A 24,487-nucleotide genomic window follows, 5' to 3' on the forward strand; every position below is an offset into this window, starting at 1 on the left:
ACAAATATGAGGGGACAAACGATGAAGCTTCTTATTGCAGATCGAGACCACAATGAACGGGTCGGCATCAATTGGATGATCCAAGCTTATTCGATTCCGATTGAAGAAACGATTCTTGTTGATTCTTATGATGAACTCATAACGAGTATTGAAAATAAACAACCTGAAATTATTTGTGTTGAACTTGATATGATTTCGAAAGATGGCTGGAACGATTTTAAGCGGTGTGTGTACAGCTATGTGAAATTTATAATTTTAACGACGACGGAATCAACGTTTGCAAGAGCCATGCAAGCGATTGAGGTCAAGGCAGAAGAGCTATTGGTGAAGCCGAATACACCAGACACGATCAAACATGCCGTTGAGAATTGTGTTCAAAAGGTGCAACGCCAACCCTATGCCACTAATAGTGTAAGTCTTCAGCAAGAGACGGTAATTTCGTATCATGCCTTATTTTTAAATGACGAAAAGATCGGGGAGGAGTATCATCTTCTCTTATTACAAACCGAAAGTCCAAGCCGTTTAAAAGATTTGCGCTACTTCCTAAAGCAGTATCATATTCAACATCCATGGTTTCAGTTTCCTGTAACAGATGTGATTGCGGTTGTGATGAATACATCGATTGAACAAATGATTCAAGATGCCCAACACTTATTAAAAGCTTGGGAATCGTCATACGATGAGCCTCTTGTCATCGTGCATGACTGTGATGAGAAAGAAAGCCAGTCCATTTACAGAAAATATCAGGACGCAAGAAATGCTGTAGGGTTAACGTTTTACACAGGGTACCGCCAGATCATCCCCTCTAATTTAGAGGAACAATGGCAAGCCATTGATCCCTTTTTAAGCTCGGGTGAACAACGCGAATGGGTGGACATGCTTTCAGAAGGAGACAAAGAACAGCTGAAAGATTGGATGTACCGTGAATTTTTGCAGATGGATCAACCTTATCCAGACCCAGGACTCGTCCGAACGCGGCTCACCAGCATCTTGGCTCAGATCCGTCGGTTTATGAAAAACCATTACTTAGACACGGGTTCCTATGAGACAAGTTACCATCGAGTATTTGAAACGATCCTTTATAACCCCGTTCTGTATAGAATTGTGCAAGAGCTTATTCTGTTTATTTATGACGTGATTGATGGTGTTGCAAAACAACAGGAGCGCTCTCGCTTGGATATTACGGAGCAAGCGCTTCGTTATATAGAAGAAAACTTTCATCTAACGGATCTCGATTTAAACACGATAGCCATATCTGTTGATCGCAGTCCAGCCTATATGAGTCATTTACTAGGTAAAAAACATGGGAAATCGTTCCGCGAATTACTCCGTGATATCAGAATAAAAGAGGCCAAACGATTGCTGCTTCAAACGGATTTTCCAATTCAAAGCATCGCTGAAAAATCAGGCTTTCATAACGCGAATTACTTTAGCCGGATTTTTAAGGAGCATACAGGTGTGAGCCCAAGGTTATTTCGCCAGCAGAGAAATTAAAAAATGAATTCATCTAAAAAAATGAAAGATATCATGAGGAAATTATCATTCGAGATTCACAAAGATTCATGCGAACCATAATACATCTAAAAAAAGAAAAGGAAATCAAAATGCAACACCCTATAATCCAATAACACTCATCTCTACAATATAATTATCAGAAAATTTAGAGGAGATGGGTGTTAGACATGACAAATACAAAGAATTCCAAGGAAACGTACACAGGAACAGAACTACATGCAAAAGGCTGGATCCAAGAAGCTGCGCTAAGGATGCTACAGAACAATTTGCACCCTGATGTTGCCGAGCGCCCTGAAGATCTTGTGGTCTATGGCGGAATTGGAAAGGCAGCCCGAAATCAAGAGTCTTACGATGCCATTGTGAAGACGCTACTTGAACTGGAAGAGGATGAAACGATGCTGATCCAATCCGGAAAACCTGTAGCTGTCTTTAAGTCTCATAAGGATGCACCAAAAGTATTGATGGCGAACTCGAATCTAGTACCAGCCTGGGCGAACTGGGATCACTTTAATGAATTAGACCAAAAAGGCTTAATGATGTATGGCCAAATGACCGCAGGAAGTTGGATCTATATTGGTAGTCAGGGCATTGTACAAGGAACGTACGAAACATTCGGTGAATTAGCTCGCCAGCATTTTGACGGTTCTTTAAAAGGCACGATTTCCCTAACAGCTGGACTAGGAGGTATGGGAGGTGCACAACCACTTGCCGTAACGTTAAACGATGGAGTTTGTATCGCCATCGATGTGGATCAAACTCGTATCCAACGCCGACTCGACACGAGATATTTAGATACGCAAGCCAACACCCTTGATGAAGCGATTCACATGGCATTAGAAGCAAAGCAAAATAGAGAAGCTCTATCGATTGGATTACTTGGCAATGCAGCTGAACTTTTACCAGCTATGATCGAGAAAGGATTTAATCCAGACGTCTTAACTGATCAAACGTCAGCTCATGATCCATTATACGGCTATGTACCAGAAGGCTATTCTCTAGAAGAAGCGGCTGATTTGCGTCAAAACGATCCTGATACCTACGTGAAGCTATCAAAGCAAAGCATGGCGACGCACGTAAAAGCGATGCTTCAAATGCAAAAGCTAGGCGCAATCACATTTGATTATGGCAACAACATTCGTCAGGTTGCTCAAGATGAAGGCGTAGAAAATGCGTTTGATTTTCCAGGCTTCGTTCCAGCTTACATTCGACCACAGTTTTGTGAAGGAAAAGGCCCTTTCCGTTGGGTTGCTCTCTCAGGTGATCCAGAGGACATTTATAAAACGGATGAGTTAATCCTACAAGAATTCAGTGATAACGAACATTTATGCAAGTGGATTAAAATGGCTCAGGAAAAAATTCAGTTCCAAGGCCTGCCTTCCCGCATTTGCTGGTTAGGTTACGGGGAGCGTGCTCGTTTCGGCAAAATCATTAACGATGCCGTTGCTAGAGGAGACCTAAAAGCCCCTATTGTCATTGGCCGTGACCACCTGGATTCAGGTTCCGTAGCGTCACCAAACCGTGAGACAGAAGGCATGAAAGATGGCAGTGACGCTGTAGCGGATTGGCCACTACTTAACGCAATGATTAATGGCGTAGGCGGAGCAAGCTGGGTTTCCATCCACCATGGCGGAGGCGTTGGCATGGGGTACTCCCTACACGCTGGAATGGTCATTGTAGCAGATGGAACAAAAGATGCGGAACAGCGTCTCGAGCGCGTGTTAACGACAGACCCTGGAATGGGCGTTGTCCGTCACGTTGACGCAGGATATGATCTTGCCATCGATACAGCCAAACAACACGGAATGAATATACCAATGCTTGACTAAGGAGGTTTTGACAATGAGTAAGCCACTTTTTATACGAAATGCCAATCAAATTTTAACGTTCCAAGGAAGTTCAGAGTCCCCGTTAACGAAGGAAAAAATGGGGGAACCACACGTGATCGAAGGCGGTAGCGTGTGGGTTGAGGACGGAAAAATTCAAGATATCGGATCTGATGAAGAACTAGCCGGTCGCTATAGAGAAAAGTTGACGGATGCTGAGGAGATCGACGCTACAGGGAAAGTATTGTCCCCAGGCCTTGTCGACCCGCACACGCATGTGGTTTATGGAGGAAGTCGGGAAGAAGAATTTCAGATGCGCCTGAACGGGAAGTCTTACATGGAGATCATGAATGCAGGCGGCGGCATCCATGCAACGACACGAGCAACACAAGATACAGATGAAGAGCAATTGTATGAAGAGAGTAAAAGCCGACTAGATCAATTTTTCCTACATGGCGTTACAACGGTCGAAGCGAAAAGTGGTTATGGTCTATCTCTCGAGCATGAGTTAAAACAGTTGCGCGTTGCCAAGCGACTTAACGAAGATCACGCCATGGATGTCGTAAGCACGTTCATGGGGGCTCATGCGGTACCAATGGACTTGAAGGAAACGCCAGAAGTTTTTGTGGATCACGTCATTAACGAGATGCTTCCAGAAGTAGCAAAAGAGGAGTTAGCTGAGTTTAATGATGTATTTTGTGAAAAAGGCGTTTTCACCCCAGAGCAATCCCGTCGAATTTTAGAAGCCGGGAAAGAATACGGGCTAAAACCGAAAATCCATGCTGATGAAATCGAGCCTTACGCTGGAGCCGAGTTAGCTGCTGAAGTAGGCGCAGTCTCCGCTGACCATTTATTAAAAGCATCTGACGAAGGTGTCAAACAAATGGCCGAACAAGGCGTTGTAGGCGTTTTGTTACCAGGAACCGCCTTTTTCCTTATGGCTGAATCAGCAAATGGAAGAAAAATGATTGATCAAGGTGTTCCGGTTGCCTTAGCAACAGATTGTAACCCAGGCTCTTCTCCAACAGTTTCACAGCCTTTCATTATGAATTTAGGCGCACTCAAAATGGGAATGACCATGGAAGAAGTGCTGAGTGCCGTAACGATTAATGCAGCTCATGCCATTAAACGCGGACAAGAAGTAGGAAGTATCGAAAAAGGGAAAAAAGCAGACCTTGTACTATTTGATGTACCAAACTATATGAAATTGCAGTACCACTATGGCATGAACCATACCCATACCGTTGTGAAAAACGGAAATGTAGTCGTAGAGGGAGGGCAGTTAGTATAATGCAATACCCTTATCCATTATTAACCCCCCATCTTTTGTTTGGACAAAAGATGGGGACAACCCAAACCCTAAGGTACATGAGTGGATTCAAGACCTAAGTCATCACCAGGGCACCATAGATTGGGACACTTTTGACGTAGCGATTATGGGAATCCCGCTATCCAGATCTTCGATTAGCGCATCCTCAGCAAGTGAAAACCCGGATGCGATTCGCAGAGCTTGGAAATCCTTTTATCCTTATAACATTGAGCATGATGTGGACCTAACGGAATTGAACGTGGTGGACTTGGGGGATGTGCGCCAGCATGTAACAGATATTGCACAATGCCATCAAAACATTAAAGATGCTATGACTGCACAACAAACCCATCATCCAGATGTATTCCCCCTAACCATTGGGGGCGATCATTCCATTACAGCCATGCTCGTGAAAGGGTGGAAAGAAGTTCACCCAGATCAGAAAGTGGGTGTTCTGCAGTTCGATACGCACTTTGATTTACGTAGTCTTGAAGAGTTTGGCCCTGCGAATGGAACGCCAATTCGTAACCTAATCGAAAGCGGTACGGTTCAAGGGTCGAATGTTCATAATATTGGACTGCACGGATTTTTTAATAGCAAGTCCCTGAAAGACTATGCGGATGATGTAGGCCTTCACTATAAAACGATACGAGACGTCAGAAAAGAAGGCATCGTATCCATTGTAAAAGATGCGCTCGATCAATTATCAAAGAAAGTCGATGTCATTTATTTAACCGTGGATATGGACGTACTCGATATGTCTGGAGCACCTGGCGTACCGGCTTCAACACCAGGTGGATTATGGACAAGTGAGCTGTTTGAAGCGGTCTATCAAGCAGGACAGCATCCAAGCGTAAAAGCGATGGATCTGGTTTGTCTCGATCCAGTTAAAGATGTGGCACAAATGACGGTGAAAACAGGCGTTCATGTCATGCTATCCTTTTTAACCGGCTATAGACAACGTAAGAAAGCCTAAGACGTACCAACCAAGAAGGAGGAGGTGTCTCAATGCATTCGTCACCCGTTCTTATTTCAGGAGAAGATCTAACCATTGATGAATTAGTCGATGTGGCAAAAGCTTCCCGATCTGTCCAACTTTCAGAAGAATCAAAGGAACTGATTCAAAAAGGGCGCGAAATGGTCCAGCAATTTGTTGAGGAAGAGCGTGTCGTGTATGGTATCACGACAGGTGTCGGGGAGAATTCGAAAATCAAGATCTCCACAGCTGATTCAAAACAACTGCAAAAAAACTTAATCATGAGCCATGCTTGTGGTGTAGGTGATTTGCTAGATCAAGAACAAGTCCGAGCGATTATGTTGATGATGGTGAAGAACTTATCCCATGGCCATTCAGGAGTTCGGTTGGAAACGGTCGAAAAGCTCATTGAACTTCTGAATCATAACGTCATTCCCGTCGTCCCAAGTGAAGGATCACTTGGATATCTCATCTATCAATCTCATATTAGCTTAGTTCTAATGGGGATGGGAGAAGCGATCGTGAATGGTGAACGGATCGATGGGGACCAAGCCCTTAAGCTAGCAGGTATTGAACCGATCGAGTTGTATGAAAAAGAAGGGCTTTCGCTCATAAATGGAACGGTTGATATGACCGCACTAGGAGCTTTAGCTATTGACCGAACGATGAATCTATTAAAAACAGCTGATGTCATATCGATGCTATCGTTTGAAGCGGTAAAAGGGACTAAATATGCTTATGATCCTCGACTGAACAAGGTGAAACCTCACCCTGGTCAGGAAAAAACAACCGACAACATTCATGAGATTATTCGTGGCAGTGAGATCGCTGAAAAGTATAAGGACTATCGAACACAGGATGCCTTAAGTATAAGGTCGATCCCACAAGTTCACGGAGCAAGTAAAGATGCAGTCGACTATGCCAAAACTGTGGTTGAAAGGGAAATGAATGCAGCAACAGACAACCCATTGCTCTTTGAAGAGGACGGTGGTGGTGTAGCGATCTCCTCATCGAACTGTCATGGAGAAGCGGTTTCCATGGCGATGGACTTTCTTGCGATTGCCATCGCTGAAATCGGAAACATCTCAGAACGAAGAACGTATCGCTTAATTACCTCGGAAATGAGCGATTTACCATCTAATCTAATTGAAAAAAATGGCCTCCATTCCGGGTACATGATCCCTCAATATGTAGCGGCATCACTCGTATCAAATAATAAGGTCGATGCCCATCCAAATTCAGTCGATTCGATCACAACCACAGGTGGCCAAGAAGACCATGTCAGCATGGGAACCTCAGCTGCATTAAAAGCTCTTCAAACCATCTATAAAACGGAGAAAATCGTTGGGATTGAGTTGTTGAATGGAGCGCAAGGAATTGATTTGTTAAAAGAAAGTAAGCTTGGTGCTGGTACTCAAGTTGCTTACGATCAACTGAGACAATATGTACCGAAGTTAGTGGAAGATCGCGTGCTGTATAAAGAAATGGACCGGGCGATTAGTTTGGTGAGTGATGGAACCATTTTGGGAGAAGTTGAAGAGAAAATCGGACATCTGAACGTATAGGAGGTGCCTGACCCCCACTGCTTTAAAGCGGTGGGGGTCAGGCACTTTTTTTGGGGTATAGGTATAAGAAAATTCACCATACTAAAAGGAGATGATTTCTGAAAATATCTACGAGAGGAATTTATATATGCGATTATCTTTTATCATTTTAACCTTTATGCTCGCTTTTACTTATCATACAGTTGACGCGGCCTCGCAAGACCCAACTCAATTGTATGACGTGAAGGCAGGGGACACGTTATGGAAGGTTGCTTCCAAATATGGTACGACAGTAGAAGATTTAAAAATAACGAATGGGTTACCGTCTAATCTGATATTCGTAGGTCAGCGATTGAAAGTGCCCAAGTCCTATCAGGTGAATGCAGGTGATACACTTTGGAAACTGTCCCAAGCTCATGATGTGAGTGTCCAGCGAATAAAATCGATCAACAAATTATCATCCAACATCATCTACATTGGCCAGACCTTACGCATTCCACCTAAGAAACTTGAGATGGAAGCTCAGCACATCTTAATGACACGTGATGAATTTCAAGACTGGTTAATGAATAAAGCATTTACTAGGAACATCGTCCGTTTACAAATGCATCATACTTGGTCGCCCTCCTACAGCCATTTCAACGGTTCTAATCATTTCACCCTGTTAAAAGGCATGCAGAACTACCATATGAATGAAATGGGATGGAATAATATTGCGCAAAACATAACGACATTTCCAGATGGAAGATTAGCTGTATCCAGACCCATCAATCAGACCCCACAAGGGACGATTGGATCCATAGCGAATAATGGTGGCATCCTGATAGAGAACGTCGGAAACTTTAATAAGGGCAACGACCAAATGACAAATGCACAAAAAGAGACGATCATCTTCGTCAATGCCATGCTTAGTTTAAAGTTCGGCCTATCCCCGTCCGTTAATTCCATTACGTATCATCATTGGTGGGATTTAAATACAGGAGAAAGAGTGTTAGATGACAGTAAAGGACATTCCGTTAAAACCTGTCCAGGAACGGGTTTCTTTGGCGGGAACACAACCGATCATGCTAAGCAAAATTTTTATCCTCTTGTGCGTGAAAGGATGAAAGAGTTACGAGGCGGAAGCCTTTGAAAAAGTGCCTAACCCCCGCTGCTTTACTGTGTTAACAGGGTGGGGGTCAGGCACTTTCTATTTAGGCACGTTCTATTTCATCATCTGATAATACTTATACAACGCCTGTGTCCCATTGTTATCCCCACCAGCTTCACTCAGCTTATCATATAACTCTTTAGCCAGTTTCAACCCAGGAACAGGAACATCCATATCCTCAGCAGCATCAATCGCAATCTTCATATCTTTTATAAAGTGTTTTACATAAAAGCCAGGTTCAAAATCCTGATCAATCATGCGAGGTGCCAAGTTGGATAAGGACCAACTACCAGCTGCACCGTAGGAGATGCTTTCTAAAACGGTTTTGGGATCAAGGCCAGCGTGTTCTGCATAGGTAATCGCTTCACAAACTCCAAGCATGCCAGAGGCAATCGCAATCTGGTTACACATTTTCGTGTGCTGTCCAGAACCAGCTTCACCTTGCAGCACAATATTGCTCCCCATTGCTTCTAATGCAGGGCGAATGGTTTCGAATTGCTCTTCAGCTCCACCAACCATTATGGCCAGGTTCCCGTTTCGAGCTCCAACATCTCCGCCAGATACAGGGGCATCGAAAGAATGAATTCCAGCTGCTTCAGCCTTTGTGTAAATCTCTTGAGCTAGTTTAGGAGAAGAAGTCGTCATATCGATCGTATATGTACCAGCTTTTGCATTTTCAATAATGCCATCTTCACCAAAATACACAGCTTCGACATCGCTTGGATAGCCGACAATGGTGATAATGATATCTAAGTCCTTAGCGAGATCTGCAACAGATTCCTTCCACGTCCCACCTTGATCAAGGACCTCTTGCGCCTTTTCTTTTGTTCTCGTAAACACATTAAGGCTAAAGCCCGCCTGCATAAGATTAATAGCCATGCTTTTTCCCATTACGCCTGAGCCGATGAATCCAATTGTTTTGTCTGACATTGAGATGCCTCCTCATAATCTATTTAGAGGTAGGATATCATATTTTCCATTAAACAGTGTCTGTAACCACTTTTGTCGAACAGCTACAGGGGCTGATCCCCGGTCCATTAACACATAAATGAACAGGGTCAGTCACCTTGTTGTAATTGAAGAAAATGAAGCTGCTCATTTAGGGAGTTAGCTTCTTTTTGTTTGTGATATACATCACTCCACTCTTTATTGAAAATCATTATCATAGAGGTATAGTTATTTCACATTTTAAAAGTGAGGTGTTCATGGATGAGTAACAGAGACAATGTAATTGAACTAGACGTTAGAGAAGATATAAAACTGAAAAATGAACCATTTCATAAGATTATGGGTGTGGTTAGTTCTTTGAAAGAAGGTGAAACGTTCGTTTTACATGCTCCATTTAATCCTGTCCCTCTTCTCAAGGTTATGAAGAACAAAGGGTTTGATCACGAAGTATTAAAAATAGACAGCAAGCATTATCACGTCACCTTTTATAAAGAAGAAGAGGAGGCAAGCAAACTATGATATTAGATAATCGGGGATTAGAGCCGCCCCAACCTATGATGAAAACATTAGAAGCATTGGAGATCATCGATGTTGGAGAACAGGTGACGATTATCAATGACCGTCGTCCCATGTTTTTGTTTGCAGAATTAGATGAAAAAGGGTACACCTATGAAACAAAAGAACAAGAGGATGGAAGTTTTAAAATCACGATAACGAAATCAAGGTGATTGTCATGATGCCAAGCATGAATGTAAAAACAGAGACAACGATTCAATTACCACTAGCCTTTATCCTATACAGCTTAATCGCCTTTGTGGTATCCCAATGTATATTTCTCCTACATGTGGACACTTTTATTGGAGGCGTCTATCGTACACCTAATTTATGGATGGGCACTCATTTTCTCCTACTCGGGTGGGCCGTAATGGTCGTTATGGGAGCCATGTACCAGCTTGTCCCCGTTGCATTTCTTACACCGATATGGAATGAACGGTTTGGTTATGTACAGTTTGGTATAACAGCGATGGGAATTACCACTTTTGCCATCTTTCTGAAGATAAGACCAGATCTCGCTGTTCATGCTGGTGGATTTGCTGTCCTTGGAGTTGTCATGTTTTTATTTCAAATGGTGATGACCATAAGGAAACAACCACAGCCTAACACCATGACTTGGTTTGTAGGAGCAGCCTTGTTGTCTTTTTTTACAGCAATCTTGGCAGGGTTTGGCTTATCCTGGAATATGGCTTTTGGTATAAATATAGATCATAAAGCACTTCTACAAAGTCACCTTGTATTTGGGCTAATCGGGTGGTTCAGCTTATTAATTTTCGGCTTTTCTTATAAAATGGTTCCGATGTTTAGTTTGAGTCATGGCTTCTCGATGAAGTGGGCCAAACCTGCCTTTTTCGTGTACATCGCAGGGATGGTCTCGCTGCTTAGCTCCTTTTGGCTAGACGTTTCGGTATTACCTGTATTTGGATGGTTCCTGTTATGGACCGGCTTTACTTGTTTTGGATTAGATATAAAAGAGATCGTACGAAAAAGAATAAAGAAGAAACTTGATCAGCCATTTCGATTCTCTCTATTATCGATTCTGTTTGGTTGGTTTCTTCACAGTGGAGCATTCATCTTAGCCCTTGTTGCTCCAACGAATCAAAAGCTATGGGGATTAATCATTTATCTTTACCTAATGATCTGGATCATCTTTAGTATTGTAGGCTATTTGTTCAAAATTGTCCCTTTCTTATGGTGGACACACAAATATTCAAGCCGAATGGGACAAGAAAACGTACCAACATTAAAAGAAATGATGAACGAAAAGGTAGGGAGTATGATATATATTAGCTTTATTATAGGAGTCTTTGGAATAACATTCGCCTCTGTAATCCAAAGCTCAATCATGGCCCAAGTCTTTCAATTCATGATACTTATAACGACAATCCTTTATAGTATGACCATCGCTCGTGTCTTATGGAAATAACCTTGAGGCTGTACATGTTTTTGAAGGGAAGGATGTTCAGTATGGAACTTAAAGATAAGGTGAAAGAAGCTTTGTATCAGGTAATAGACCCTGAACTGGGGATCAATATTGTTGACCTCGGGTTAGTTTATGATATTGATCTAAATGAACAGCACGATGTAAATGTGAAGATGACCCTTACTACACCAGGGTGTCCCCTTCATGACAGTATTACAAATGCGGTAAAATCCATGGTTTTATTTTTCGATGAGGTAAATGACGTAAACATTGACCTTGTTTGGGAGCCTGCCTGGAGCCCTGAAAAAATGAGTGATAAAGCGAGGGAAATGTTATCTTATTAGCCTTGTTTCGTATAAAGTAATCCCCCATTGCGTTAATCAAATAACGCTTTCGGGGGATTTTTATTGTATAGCAAATTATAGAATGGGCTGCTAGTATATAACGCATTTATGAGAGCATGACCACACACAGCTCCAGCGCCCTAGCAACGTTGGGACTTCTCCATGTGTTCATCTCTACTTAAACGAAAAACACCGTTCTATTAAATGCTCTTATGACATCTACTTAATATATGAGGATTTTTAATAAAGTAGATCTCTTATAGGAGTGAAAACAATGAAAAAACTGATCAATCTGAAAAATGCATGTGAAGCTGCACTAGAACATTTTCATGAATCTTGTTTTGAACTTATAACAGAATATCGAGCCTACCATGGTGAACTATTAAAAGGAGATATTAAAAAACAAGAACTAGAAACGATCCAATCCTTAGCCAATGAAATCCAAGATGAATTGAATACATTTGAGGATTATCCCCGCTTATCCCATTGGCGTAATACTATTTCAGCTCTTTGCCAAGATGTCATAGACAAGACAGAAGTTGGGGGCGGATTGTATCAACTAGCAATATTTAAGGAGGATTTTCACTCAGACTTTTATGATGAGGAGGGATTACATTATGAAGATATCGACTCCTTCCTTCATGATGCTCAGGTGGAAGCGGATTTAGAGAAGGAACGCATGTTGGAGAGTGGGAAAGAGAGTATTTATGAGGTGGAGGAGAAGTTGAAGCAGATTGTTTTTCTACTGGATCAGGTCATTCAATATCCGGTTGGGGAGTTGAGTAAGGGGTAGATTTATAGGAGAAGGTATTAGGATATAATCTATTATCTTTTTAACATAGGGAAGGTTCAAGTTTTGGTTCATGACTTCACTAAAGCGAGAACCGCCCCTTTGTTTTCGGGGGTGCGAGTTATTCCTGAAATTTACTTGATTTTTTTATTGAATATGAGGTGATGTATTGATATCTTGACAATAAATCGAAGTGTTTAACGGAGTAAATGGTTAAAGTACTTCAAGAATCATAGTTTATTTGAGCGTTGACTAACGATAAAAATCGTTAACCTGATCATAGAAGGTTAAATAGGATAAGATAAGTGGCATGATCATAGAAACATTTTGGATTGGAGCTTCTAATTGAAAAAACTTGGTGTAGGCTTAGTAGTGCTGGCAGCTATTTTTTGGGGTCTTTCTGGTGGTTTGGCGGGCATATTAATGGAAAAAGGTTGGAATCCTCTAGTCATCACTTTTTATAGAGGGGCTGTAGGGTTCATTTGTGTAGTGATTTGGATGATTGCCCGGACCAAATATTACTCTTATGGTAGTTTGAGAAAGATGATTTTCTGGTCATTGTTAGCTGGATTAGGGGTAACAGGTAATTTCAGTTTTTATTTCACGAGCATCTCTCATTCTGGTGTAGCCATAGCCTCAGTGTTGATGTACACAGCACCTATCTTTGTTTTCATCATATCTTTTATTCTTAAGATGGAACGAGTCACCCTATTTAAAATCATCGCTATGCTTATTGTATTGGGGGGCATGGGATTATTAACAGGGGTAATCCCAAATGGAATTGGGCAGTTAAATCTATTAGGAATTACGGCAGGCTTATTATCAGGCCTTTCCTACGCCATTTTTATTTTTGCTTTTAACTATGCCCTTAAGTACGGAGAACCTCCAGCTATTTTAAGTACAGCGCTTTTTGCTTTTTCACTGATTTTATTCCCATTTATCGATCATGAACAAGCTATTTCTGTGTTTTATTCTGAAGATATCTTTTGGTTCATCGTACTTGGACTAATAGGAGCTGGCTTATCATTCTTCTTCTATGTAAAAGGATTGAGAGCCACTTTACCTTCTGTGGCCTCTGTAGTAGCTATGGCAGAACCTGTTACAGCTTCTTTATTTGGGGGTTTGTTCTTAGGACAATTCCTCACTCTAACCCAAATCATAGGGATGGCTGTTATATTAATCACCATAACAATTTTAAGTACAAGAAAGAGTGCTTGATCTTGATCGGAACGCAGGGACAACGTTTACTGTCCCTGTTTTTTTTGTGCATTCTAGGGAATCGAAATAACTAAGAATTAACAAGGGGACGGTTCTGCTGTTTGTTGGTTTTGATATATGAACACGTCCGGGTAGACCCTTTTCTACTTTTTATAGGAGTTTTGTTATAAAATGACAAGATTGATATACTTTAAGGAAAAGAAGTAAACAAAGGGAGAGTTATTGATGCCTACATACAACAAATTAGTACGAGATTTAATCCCTAACATTATTGAGAAAACTGGTAAAAATTATAGCACAACCATTCTATCGGATGAAGAATTCATAAAAGAATTAAAAACGAAGCTGCAAGAGGAAGTAAATGAATACCTTGAAGCTGAGCATAATCAAGATGCTATAGAAGAATTAGCAGACATCATGGAATTAATGAAAGCTCTAGCTGATCACCATAACTCCTCTTTAGAACAAGTAGAGAAAGTACGTAAAAAGAAGGAGGAAAAGCGAGGGGCATTTAACGATAAAGTATTTTTAGTAGAGGTAGAGGATTGATGACAGACACGAAACTTATCACCCAAGATCTACAGAACGAAATCATCTACCATATTCAGCATTCATCTACGATTTACTTACTTAGTGCTTTTGTGATGAAGTCAGGGGTGAGTATGATGTTGCCTGCTCTTCAAGAAGCGGCTCATAGAGGTGCTGATATAAAAATCTTAGCTGGTGATTATTTGTTCGTTAGTCAACCAGAAGCTATGGAGTTACTAACAGAGCTCCCTAATGATCAGGTAGAAGTTCGATTGTGGCAAAGTAACGGACGTTCATTTCACCCCAAAGCCTTTTTATTTAAACAAGAAGATGAGGGCTCTCTAATTGTGGGATCCTCAAACTTGTCACGTTCAGCTTTAACGAGCGGAGTAGAGTGGAACCTCTTTTTGAATAAATCTGTATCTGAGGAGACCTACCAAGATTCTTTGGATCAATTTATTCACTTATTTTATGAATTCAATACAATGGAGATTAATAAAGAAACGGTAAAACAATATAAAGTTCGATATGATGCCTTTCATGTGAAGCATCCAGATTTAGCTCGCAAATGGACGAAGAGTGAAGAAATTGAAATGACATTAGGTCCTGAAAATGAGTCCATTAAGTTAGTCAAATCTGAAGAAGAAACCTATACAACTAATCGAGACAAGCCTGAACCACGATTTGCTCAGCCAGAGGCGCTTGATTCTTTACATAACACAGTAGAGGAAGGCTATGACAAGGCCATGGTCGTTATGGCAACTGGGCTAGGGAAGACGTATCTAGCAGCTTTTTTTGCCGAGCACTTTGATAGTGTCTTGTTCATTGCTCATCGGGAAGAAATTCTTCACCAGGCCAAAGCTTCTTTTGAGCATGTAAACCAGGGTAAGTCGGGCGGCATTTTTAATGGGAAAGTAAAAGATGGAGATCACCCAATGGTATTTGCATCGATTTTCACATTAAGCATTCGTGATCACTTATCTAATTTTAACCCAGATAGCTTTGACCTCATTATCATCGATGAATTTCACCATGCATCCAGTAAGTCGTATCAAAACGTAATCCAGTACTTCCAACCGAAGTTTCTAATGGGAATAACCGCAACACCAGAACGTACAGATGGCCAAGATGTGTTTGCGATTTGTGATGGGAATGTGGCCTATGAAATGAACTTTATCCAAGCGATCCAAAGAGGTTGGTTAGCTCCATTTCAGTATTATGGTGTTTATGATGAGATCGACTATGCTCAAATTACGTGGCTAGGAAACAAATATGACGAAGAAGAACTAGCTGAAGCACAATTACAGGAAAGCACAGCTGAGAACATTTTAGATAACTGGAAGAAACATAAACAAACTCGAACGCTGGTATTTTGTTCATCTATTAAACAGGCAACGTTTTTATCTGAGTATTTTAATGAGCAAGGATACCAAACGATTAGCCTGCATTCCAAAACGAAGGATATTAGTAGAAAAGAAGCTATCCAAAAGCTAGAAACGAAACAAATTGATGCCATATTTACTGTGGATGTATTCAATGAAGGTGTTGATATACCTGCAGTAGATACGATTTTATTTGTCCGTCCGACTGAATCATTAGTGGTGTTCACACAGCAAATTGGTCGTGGTTTGAGAAAGCATCTAGAGAAAAATCACTGTACGATTATTGATTTGATTGGGAATTATCGAAATGCTGATGTGAAGTTAAGGCTTTTTGATACGAGTGATCAAGAGAGAAAAGGCAAGAAGGAATTCGAACCCATAACGCCTGATGGCTGTACAGTGCACCTAGATCCAAAAGCTATTGATCTGTTGGAGCATCTGCGTAAGAAAAGAAGCCCTCGAAAAGAACGTGTGAAAATGGACTTTGAGGAAGTGAAAAACCATCTGGGTCGACGTCCAACTTATTTGGAGATGCATTTGAATGGAACCGTGAATTCCAAAGAAATTAAAAACAACTTTAAGAGTTATGCTGGTTTTCTTGCGTGGGCAGAAGAACTTTCTGAGGAAGAGAAGCGAGTGTATCTTGATTATAAGAATTGGCTTGAAGAAGTAGAGTCAACTGGGATGAGTAAGAGTTATAAGATGGTTGTTTTGAAGTATATGTTGGAACGAGGTCCTAGGGAATGGTATAAGCCTGTAACACCTACGGAAGTTGCGCCATACTTTCATAGATTTTTGATGGAGAAGCCTTATAGGAAACTTGCTGATTTTAATGATAAAGATTCAAGAAAGCTGTGGGAATATGATGAAAATAAAGTTGCTAGGTTAATCGCGAGAATGCCTATGACAAAATGGAGTGGATCTAGTAAAGAACTAGTCCTATTTGATGGAGAAACTTTCTCACTAGCTTTTAATATTGCTCCAGAAGATACCTTAATGTTGTATGAGATGACAAATGAGATTTGTGAATATAGACTACACTGGCATTTTGAAAGAAAAAGTAAATAGAAATTTGTAAAAACTTTGCTGGATAAACATTCCCACTCATTAAAGTAAATTAAAGAAATGTTTAGGAGATACATGCGGGAAATCGCTGAAAAACTAGAAGCTTCGTTATATCACTCCACAATACCAATATCTAGGTTTATAACCGGTTTGAAGAAGTATGGGAGAATGCCATCACTTTAAGTGATGAGTGGATCTGTGAATATGAGCGAGATTATACATTTTAAGATTCTAAACAAGAATTAAGCCAAGTAAAGGTTACCTTCAAAGTATAATTTAAATGTTATTGAAGAGGTGTTTTTTTGTTTATTATAATTGGGCAGAGAATTGACTATAATTCAAGTTATAAAGATATACCATTTAAAGAGTATCACTTTCCTAAGAAATATAGATATCAGGTCCAACAAGGAGATATATTTATTTATTACCAAGGTGATAGACATAAAAAGGAAAATAGATATTATTATGGATGTGGATTAATAGGAGAAATCACAGTTTCTAACAATGGAGAGGATTACTTTGCTAAGATAGAAAAAGCATATAGATTTCCAAATAATGTTCCGATTTATAATCCTGATGGAGGCTATTATGAATCAATAGGTTATCAACAAATTAGAAAAAAGGAAATTCCCGCATGGCAAAACTCTATAAGAAAATTATCTATTACTGCATTTGAAGAGATTATACTGGCATCAAATTTAGAAAAAAGGTATATAGCAGAACTTTTTAATTCACCAATTAGGATAAAACCAAAAGAAAAAAGTAGTATTAAGGAAGTAATGAAAGGGATTACTGAACAAAAATTAGAGGGGATAATAGAAAATACGGGTGATGAAGAAATTAATGAAATACTTTCGACTCTAGATAGTAAGGGTTCTATTGATATAAAACATGCCTTTCAAAAAGTTCGGAAAGCTAGTCGTAAAACAATTATCTCTTTAAAAGAGTTATATAATTATTCGTGTCAAATTTGCGGTTTCAATCATTCCGAACACTACGAAGTAAATGTATCTGAGGCACATCATATTGAATACTTTTCTGAAACTCAAAATCATCACCCAAATAATTTGGTAATATTGTGCCCAACACACCATCGGTTAGTCCATGCAGGGGAAGCTATCTTTGATCGTGAAAGAAAAGTATTTATTTATAAGAATGGGTTCGAGGAACCTTTAATATTAAATTTCCATTTATAATTTTAAAGTGAGAGAGTGCATTAGTTTATGCAGTTAGATATTATTCCAAATCCACCTTATTTAATATTAATGTACGAGAAGTTGTTTACTTATTCTAATCATGGCGAAAACCTAAGTATACAATGTGAAGTACGATTAACCTCTCGAATACGTATAAATCGAAATAGGCAATACTAGCTTTTCGTTTTAAAAATATATAATCTGTACATGCCTGCCATAAGCTTTTTTGACTGTAGTCTAATTATGTTACCATAGCTTAGCGGCTGCCACTATATACTTTTCCAACTTTTAGAAACGTAAGAAACGTAAACCTCCCCGTGTTTATTATCTATAATTTTGGCTCCATTGATTTCCTGAGAGATAGGGAGGATAGCCATTGTTATGTGGCGCTAATAGAACAAGATCGATAAAGTGATGCTAAAGGTCTTAGTGAAAAAAAGATAGATTTGAAGAAAATCAACATAGTGACTTTGATTTTCAAATATTTTATAATTATTATAAAATATTTGAAAAATGGGGGTGGTAGAAATTAGTAACTACTGGGAAGTGGAGAACAATGACTATTTAGTTCTGGTGTCACAAGATGGGAGTAAACATTATCTTACAGCTCAAGAAATTTATTCAGTAGAATTTAAAGATAAGAAGGAAGTACATAACCTCGAAGTAAGTAAGCCATCCACTGATCTAGAAAAAGTGAATTTCTCCAAAGTTCCAATTGATATAAAACTTTTTTTGGAACCAATTGAAGAGAATGGTGAAATAAGGATAAACATCAGAATAGTTGAAGAACAAAACAAGGTAGAAATACCTATAAAAGACATAGACAGTTACAACAGAAGCCACGTGATTATTGATAATGTATGGCGCCCTTTTGTAAAAGGAGCTTTAAGAGAAATAAAGTCAATTCTGGAAAAGGCTTCAATTAATAATATAGGTAAAATAACAATTAAAGAATATATGGAATTGTTGAAGTTAGATAGTCCACTTGTAATAGATAATATTGACAATATTCCTCAGAAGAATTTTTATAAATCCCCTGATAAAAATATTTCTAACCCACTCTTCAATGGACAATTGTATCCTTATCAAAAACAAGGTGTTAAGTGGTTGAATATGATTGTTAAAGATGAAGCGGGGTGTATATTAGCTGATGAGATGGGGCTGGGCAAAACAGCTCAGGTAATTGCAGTTTTAACCTCAGAATATCAAATGAATAAAAGTCCATCCCTGGTAGTTTATAATGGACCCATAAATCTAGACACGAAATAAGGAGATGTTAAGGTAGGTTTATGGGTAGAAGAAAAAGATATACATCAGAATTTAAATCCAAAATCGTGCTAGAAATCTTAAAAGAAGAGAAATCCATTTCCGAGATCTCTTCTGAACATGGAATTCATGTGAATCAACTACGCCAATGGCGGAAAGCAGCACTGGAACAAATGCCACAAATCTTTGAGACCAATAATAAGAAAGTGGATCAGATGAAAGAGGAGTATGAAAACCAAATTGAGAACCTATACGCCGAAGTAGGTCGTTTAACCACGCAGTTGTCGTGGCTTAAAAAAAAATCTGGCATTAAAGACTAGAGCTGAACGAGTCTCCATGATCGATTGGGAAGGCTCTGACCTCTCCATTAAAGCGCAAGCAGAATTACTCAGCTTAAATCGAACCAGTCTTTATTATAAGCCTGTGGAGCCTTCACCTGAGGAGTTGATGATTAAGCATAAGATTGATGAAATCTACACTAAATATCCGTTTTTTGGATCCAGGCGAATCAAGGAGTTTCTTAAAAACGAAAAGATTTTCGTTAATCGAAAAACTGTGCAAGGTCATATGCGAGAAATGGGTATCGCTGGTATTTCACCTGGTCCAAACCTCAGTAAAAGGAATCAGCAGCATCGCATTTATCCTTATTTACTCAGAGGTCTGGCCATCACGCACCCCAATCACGTTTGGGGGATTGATATTACCTATATTCGATTAGAGAAAAACTGGATGTATTTAGTCGCAATCATAGACTGGTATTCTCGGTATGTAATCAGTTGGGAACTGGATCAAACACTTGAAATGGACTTTGTATTAGAAACTGTTAATAGGGCGCTATCTAATCATCAACCGATTATTTTAAACAGCGATCAGGGAAGCCATTTTACGAGCCCGCAATATACAGATTTACTTAAGGAAAACGATATTAAAATCAGTATGGATGGGAAAGGGCGAGCCCTTGATAATATTATTACTGAGCGACTCTGGCGAACAGTCAAGTATGAAGAAGTCTATTTAAAAGATTATACGAGCCCGAGAGAAGCCCGCAATGAGATTAATAGTTTTTTACATTTTTACAACCAAGAACGCCCTCACCAATCTTTAGGCTATCAACCCCCTGCCACTGTTTTTAGCCAATCTTAGGAGAGTCCTCCTCTCGTAAGAATCTATGATAGACATGAATCATCAAAGGTGGAATAATACAATAAACCCCAGAACTCTCCTAGGTTCGTGTCATAGAAGTATTACCCCACCTTAAAAATTCAAATTCCGTGTCTTGACGAAAGGGTCCACCTTAGTTGCTCCAGTATCATTATTAGAAAACTGGCGGAGAGAATTTGAAAAATTTGCTCCGAGTCTAAAAGTCTGTATCCATCAGGGTGGAAACCGTACAGGCTTTTATAAAGATTTTTTAAATTTTAATGTAATACTAACTTCGTATGAAACCATTTTAAGAGACAATTCTTTATTTATGATGCTTAATTGGCATATAGTTATTGCAGATGAAGCACAAGCTATTAAAAATCCAGTAGCAAGAAGAACAATAGCTATAAAAAATTTAAATAAAAAAATTAGTTTAGCAGTTACCGGCACCCCCATTGAAAATAACTTAATCGATTTATGGTCATTACTTGATTTTGTTTTGCCAGGATATATAGGTGAATTAAATCATTTTAAGAAGACTTATACTCAAGATGTTGAAAGTGCTTTGGAATTAGAGCCCTTAGTCTCACCATTAATACTTAAAAGGACTGTTACAGAAGTTGCAGGAGATCTTCCGGATAAGATTGAAGTACCTCAAGTGATTGAACTTAGACATCAAGAAGCTAAACTTTATGAGGATATAAGAGAGCAAATATTTGATGAATATGGGGATAATGCTAATTTAGTGTCATTAATTAAACTTAGAATGTTTTGTGCACACCCTAATTTACAAACCAAAAGTGTATATAATCAACTACATGAATTCAGTAAATATGAGAGGTTAATAGAAATAGTTGAGGAAATAAGAGATAACAACGAAAAACTTATTATATTCACTTCATATAAAAAGATGACTGATTATATGGTTGATGACCTTAGTTCTAGGTTTGGTTTGTATTGTGATTTTATTGATGGGAGAGTAGATGTTACAGAAAGGCAAAAAATACTAGATGCATTTAGCGAAAGAAATGGAACTGCAATCTTAGTACTGAATCCTAAAGCAGCTGGTTCGGGTTTGAACATTACAGCTGCAAACCATGTAATACATTATAATTTAGAATGGAATCCAGCTATAGAGGATCAAGCTTCAGCTAGAGCTTATAGAAGAGGACAACAAAGACCTGTTACAATACATCGGCTTTTCTGCTCAGGAACTGTAGAAGAAATAATAAATGATAGGTTGAATAGAAAAAGAGATATATCTAGTGCGGCTATAATAGGTACTGATGGTAGTGATGATGATAAAGCTGATATTTTACAAGGATTAGTTATGTCTCCTTTAACTAAAAAAAGAGCAGGTGATAGTTATTAAAACTTATAAAAATTATAAATTACAAATTATAAGCAAAATTTTAAGTCCAAACGACACCGGAGAAACGGGGGGACACCAAGCAGGGATTTTAATTCCTAAGAGTAATCAAGTAATCAACTTTTTTCCGAATTTAGGTAATGATAAAAAGAATCCGAGAGTTAAGCTTCGATTTTATGATGATTATGGTGATTACTGGGATTTTATGTTTATTCATTATAATAATAAATTTTTTGAAGGAACTAGAGATGAGTACAGATTAACTGGGATGACATCTTTTATCAAACAAAATAATTTAACTTCTGGAGACGAAATATTTTTATCACGTGATAACGATCAATTACATCTCAGTTACAAACAATCAAGCAATGAAGATTCACAAACAATTATGAAATTAAGTAAAAGTTGGAAGGTGATTAAATTATGACAGTAACGAAAACTAAAAAAGTACCTCCTCATGCCAAAAGAACTATAGAAGGTTTAAGAGATACTGGGTATGATTTTAATACAGCAATAGCTGATATAATTGATAACTCTATCGCCGCTAATGCCTCTTTAATAAATATTGATTCAGAGATGGACTTCGAAGGAAATATAACAATTTACATATGTGATAATGGTACTGGCATGTCAGAAGAGGGTCTCGATAAGGCAATGACATATGGTTCACCAGAAAGAAACAATCCTAAAAGTTTAGGTAAATTTGGGTTAGGATTAAAAACTTCATCTACTTCATTTTGTAGAAGGTTGTCAGTTACTACTAGAAACGAAGAATCCGAAGGTATCTATAAGGCTTGTTGGGATTTAGATCATGTAGGTGATGTAGGGGATTGGGAACTGCTTTATTTGGAACCTACAAATGAAGAACTTGAATTACTTTATAAAACTGCAAAAGGTAATTCAGGTACAGTAGTTACATGGGAAAAAGTTGATAGATTATTGAAAGATTATCAAGACCCAGGAGGCACCTATGCAAGAAGAGCTATGGATAAGTTAATAGCAAGTTTGAAAGAACATATTGCCATGGTTTATCAAAGGTTCTTAGATAATAATAATCCAACTGCTGAGAATGTAAGTATATTTGTACAAGGTGAAGAAATAGAGGCTTGGGATCCATTTTGTACTCAAGAAGAAAATACAGAATTAGTAGGAGAGCATACTCAAAACGTGGAATTTGAGGATGGTACTCAAACTTCATTTACAGTTAAAGCATATGTTTTACCAAGGAAAGAAGAATTTTCAACAGAAGAAAGTTGGAAGAATGCTAAACTCAGAAATGATTTGCAAGGATTTTATATCTATAGAGAGAACAGATTGATTCATTTTGGTAACTGGTTAGGGATGTTTTCTAATGAACCTCACGGTACTCTTCTTAGAGTTGAATTTTCATTCGATTACTTAATGGATGAAGCATTTGATGTAGATATAAAAAAATCAAGAGTTTTGTTAAATAGAGATTTGTTTGATTGGTTAAAGAAGGAATTTCTTCCAGCACCAAGAAGAGCTGCTAATGATAGATATAGAGTAGGAAAAAAACAAAATGTTAAAAGTGCTTCTAAGAATGCTCACACTACATCAAATGTAAGCATTGGTAACCATGAGAAAGAAGTTCAGATATCTAATGTAGAAGTAACTAATAAAGAAAATAATAATGCTGAGGTAACGAACTCAAAAGGTAAAGTTCACATTAATTTACCAATTTTAGATCCAGTAAAAGATGGGGAATTCCATGTATCTGCAGTAGACTCAATTGAAGATGGGGTTTTATGGGAGCCTGCATTAATTGGTAAACATCATGCTGTAAGAATAAATACAAATCATGATTATTACCAAAAAGTGTATCTTCCCAATTTAAACTCTGGTGTTACTATACAAGGGATGGATTCTCTGCTGTGGGCAATATGTGAAGCTGAATTAGGCACAATAAATGAAGATACTAAGTTTTACTTACGAGAATTAAGGATTGAAGTGTCCAGAATTTTAAGAAGGTTGGTTCAGGATCTCCCCGAACCTGAATTAGAAGATGAGTAACATTGATGTTTTCAATATATTAAATAAACTACAAATGAATTATGATGTAAACCTTGAAGTAAAAAACTTATCCCCTCTTGAAATCAGACCAACTGATTTGGAAAAGGGAGAAGGTTTTATGCTTAGATTAATGATTGATTGGAGAAGTATCTCCGCAGAATTTATTCCCGATAATTTTTCGGCTAAATTAATTCAAACAATGGGGAGAACCACAAATAAAAACGTATTTAATGTTATAGCTAGAAAAGTGTTAGAAGACCAAAAAAAAATAGATATGAAGATTAACCATAAGGACGTGAGTCCTATATCATCCACTTTATGGGATGATCATTGGTCTCTCATGGAGCTAAAGGTTGAAAATCACAATATTATCGTTAATGAAAAAACAGTAGAAACAATTGAGGATAAGTTATTTGATGTAGGGAATGATTTATTGGGATTAATTTTATCACTACTTCCTCTTGATTATTCTCGAGATATAGAGTTTGAATTATTGCCAGAGGGTGCTGTTTCGCGCGTGAAAGTTAATAAATATGAAAGATCTCCTGCTAATAGACAAGCATGTATAGCCATACATGGTACAGTATGCAAGGTTTGTGAATTTGATTTTGAATCTATGTATGGGAGAGAATTAGGGAAAGGGTATATTCATGTACATCACTTAACTCCAATATCTGAAATGGGGGAAGGCTATATAATTAATCCAACTACTGATTTAGTACCTATTTGCCCTAACTGTCACGCAATGATTCATAGAAGGAATCCACCTTATAGTATAAGTGATTTAAAATCGATAATAAGATCTAATAAAATATATAAATAGTTAAAAATTATATATTCTAATTTTTAAGTGATTACATGTTTGAATAGTTAAAAATCAAGTGTGTAATCACTAGTTTTCTAAAACTAATA

22 protein-coding genes are annotated in these 24,487 nt (G+C 38.5%); 21 read left to right on the plus strand and 1 reads right to left on the minus strand.

The features are described 5' to 3' along the window. Positions 1 to 21: 21 nt before the first annotated feature. The 6 genes from GS400_RS06245 (at position 22) to GS400_RS06270 (ending at position 8,299) form a co-directional block, all read left to right on the plus strand. Positions 22 to 1,494: a helix-turn-helix domain-containing protein gene (locus tag GS400_RS06245; RefSeq protein ID WP_160100039.1), complete on the plus strand. Its 1,473-nt coding sequence runs from the start codon at positions 22 to 24 to the stop codon at positions 1,492 to 1,494. Positions 1,495 to 1,682: 188 nt separating this feature from the next. Then, positions 1,683 to 3,341, plus strand: coding sequence for a urocanate hydratase (gene hutU, locus GS400_RS06250; RefSeq protein WP_160100041.1), 1,659 nt, complete (start codon positions 1,683 to 1,685; stop codon positions 3,339 to 3,341). A 13-nt stretch (positions 3,342 to 3,354) separates the two neighbouring features. Then, on the plus strand, positions 3,355 to 4,629 hold the full coding sequence (gene hutI, locus GS400_RS06255) for an imidazolonepropionase (protein ID WP_160100043.1): 1,275 nt from the start codon (positions 3,355 to 3,357) through the stop codon (positions 4,627 to 4,629). 145 nt (positions 4,630 to 4,774) lie between these two features. Further along, positions 4,775 to 5,623 (plus strand): agmatinase family protein, encoded by an 849-nt coding sequence (locus GS400_RS06260; RefSeq protein ID WP_160100045.1) that lies wholly within the window; start codon positions 4,775 to 4,777, stop codon positions 5,621 to 5,623. Between the two features lie 32 nt (positions 5,624 to 5,655). Then, positions 5,656 to 7,188, plus strand: coding sequence for a histidine ammonia-lyase (gene hutH, locus GS400_RS06265; protein ID WP_160100047.1), 1,533 nt, complete (start codon positions 5,656 to 5,658; stop codon positions 7,186 to 7,188). Positions 7,189 to 7,315: 127 nt separating this feature from the next. Then, entirely contained in the window at positions 7,316 to 8,299 is a 984-nt protein-coding gene (locus GS400_RS06270) for a LysM peptidoglycan-binding domain-containing protein (protein ID WP_236561170.1), read from the plus strand. Positions 8,300 to 8,371: 72 nt separating this feature from the next. On the opposite strand, the gene GS400_RS06275 is transcribed toward GS400_RS06270, so the two are convergent. Further along, positions 8,372 to 9,247, minus strand: a complete 876-nt coding sequence (locus tag GS400_RS06275) for an NAD(P)-dependent oxidoreductase (RefSeq protein WP_160100049.1) — start codon at positions 9,245 to 9,247, stop codon at positions 8,372 to 8,374. A gap of 279 nt (positions 9,248 to 9,526) precedes the next feature. Here GS400_RS06275 and GS400_RS06280 point away from each other — a divergent pair, with 279 nt between their 5' ends. From GS400_RS06280 to GS400_RS06350, 15 genes are all read left to right on the plus strand, one after another. Continuing rightward, positions 9,527 to 9,784, plus strand: a complete 258-nt coding sequence (locus GS400_RS06280; protein WP_160100051.1) for a DUF2249 domain-containing protein — start codon at positions 9,527 to 9,529, stop codon at positions 9,782 to 9,784. Further along, positions 9,781 to 9,993, plus strand: coding sequence for a DUF2249 domain-containing protein (locus GS400_RS06285; RefSeq protein ID WP_160100053.1), 213 nt, complete (start codon positions 9,781 to 9,783; stop codon positions 9,991 to 9,993). Before GS400_RS06280 ends, GS400_RS06285 begins: the two co-directional genes overlap by 4 nt. A 5-nt stretch (positions 9,994 to 9,998) precedes the next feature. Continuing rightward, a complete protein-coding gene (locus GS400_RS06290; protein WP_236561172.1) occupies positions 9,999 to 11,246 on the plus strand; it encodes a hypothetical protein in 1,248 nt (415 codons plus the stop codon). Between the two features lie 41 nt (positions 11,247 to 11,287). Continuing rightward, positions 11,288 to 11,587 carry a metal-sulfur cluster assembly factor gene (locus GS400_RS06295; RefSeq protein ID WP_160100055.1) on the plus strand — a complete coding sequence of 100 codons (300 nt, stop codon included), beginning with the start codon at positions 11,288 to 11,290 and terminating at the stop codon, positions 11,585 to 11,587. Between the two features lie 274 nt (positions 11,588 to 11,861). Then, positions 11,862 to 12,380, plus strand: a complete 519-nt coding sequence (locus GS400_RS06300) for a hypothetical protein (RefSeq protein ID WP_160100057.1) — start codon at positions 11,862 to 11,864, stop codon at positions 12,378 to 12,380. A gap of 342 nt (positions 12,381 to 12,722) precedes the next feature. Further along, positions 12,723 to 13,595, plus strand: a complete 873-nt coding sequence (locus GS400_RS06305) for a DMT family transporter (RefSeq protein WP_160100059.1) — start codon at positions 12,723 to 12,725, stop codon at positions 13,593 to 13,595. Between the two features lie 225 nt (positions 13,596 to 13,820). Next, entirely contained in the window at positions 13,821 to 14,144 is a 324-nt protein-coding gene (locus GS400_RS06310; protein WP_160100061.1) for a nucleoside triphosphate pyrophosphohydrolase, read from the plus strand. Beyond that, a complete protein-coding gene (locus GS400_RS06315) occupies positions 14,144 to 16,573 on the plus strand; it encodes a DEAD/DEAH box helicase family protein (RefSeq protein ID WP_160100063.1) in 2,430 nt (809 codons plus the stop codon). The genes GS400_RS06310 and GS400_RS06315 overlap by 1 nt, the downstream gene beginning before the upstream one ends. Before the next feature lie 299 nt (positions 16,574 to 16,872). Next, positions 16,873 to 17,766, plus strand: coding sequence for an HNH endonuclease (locus tag GS400_RS06320; protein WP_160100065.1), 894 nt, complete (start codon positions 16,873 to 16,875; stop codon positions 17,764 to 17,766). 513 nt (positions 17,767 to 18,279) lie between these two features. Then, positions 18,280 to 19,035, plus strand: a complete 756-nt coding sequence (locus tag GS400_RS06325; RefSeq protein WP_160100067.1) for an SNF2-related protein — start codon at positions 18,280 to 18,282, stop codon at positions 19,033 to 19,035. Between the two features lie 20 nt (positions 19,036 to 19,055). Beyond that, a protein-coding gene (locus tag GS400_RS06330; RefSeq protein ID WP_201450096.1) for an IS3 family transposase occupies positions 19,056 to 20,175 on the plus strand; the annotation gives its coding sequence in 2 pieces (ribosomal slippage) (positions 19,056 to 19,327 and positions 19,326 to 20,175; 1,122 coding nt in all). A 133-nt stretch (positions 20,176 to 20,308) separates the two neighbouring features. Next, the gene (locus GS400_RS06335) at positions 20,309 to 21,547 is read left to right on the plus strand and encodes a DEAD/DEAH box helicase (protein WP_160100070.1); all 1,239 of its coding nucleotides are present in this window, start codon (positions 20,309 to 20,311) and stop codon (positions 21,545 to 21,547) included. Further along, positions 21,534 to 21,971 (plus strand): EcoRII N-terminal effector-binding domain-containing protein, encoded by a 438-nt coding sequence (locus GS400_RS06340; RefSeq protein WP_160100072.1) that lies wholly within the window; start codon positions 21,534 to 21,536, stop codon positions 21,969 to 21,971. Before GS400_RS06335 ends, GS400_RS06340 begins: the two co-directional genes overlap by 14 nt. After that, positions 21,968 to 23,575 carry an ATP-binding protein gene (locus GS400_RS06345; protein ID WP_160100074.1) on the plus strand — a complete coding sequence of 536 codons (1,608 nt, stop codon included), beginning with the start codon at positions 21,968 to 21,970 and terminating at the stop codon, positions 23,573 to 23,575. Before GS400_RS06340 ends, GS400_RS06345 begins: the two co-directional genes overlap by 4 nt. Then, positions 23,568 to 24,398: an HNH endonuclease gene (locus GS400_RS06350; RefSeq protein WP_160100076.1), complete on the plus strand. Its 831-nt coding sequence runs from the start codon at positions 23,568 to 23,570 to the stop codon at positions 24,396 to 24,398. Before GS400_RS06345 ends, GS400_RS06350 begins: the two co-directional genes overlap by 8 nt. Positions 24,399 to 24,487: the final 89 nt, after the last annotated feature.

Source organism: Pontibacillus sp. HMF3514, from assembly GCF_009858175.1.
GTDB lineage: Bacteria > Bacillota > Bacilli > Bacillales > BH030062 > Pontibacillus.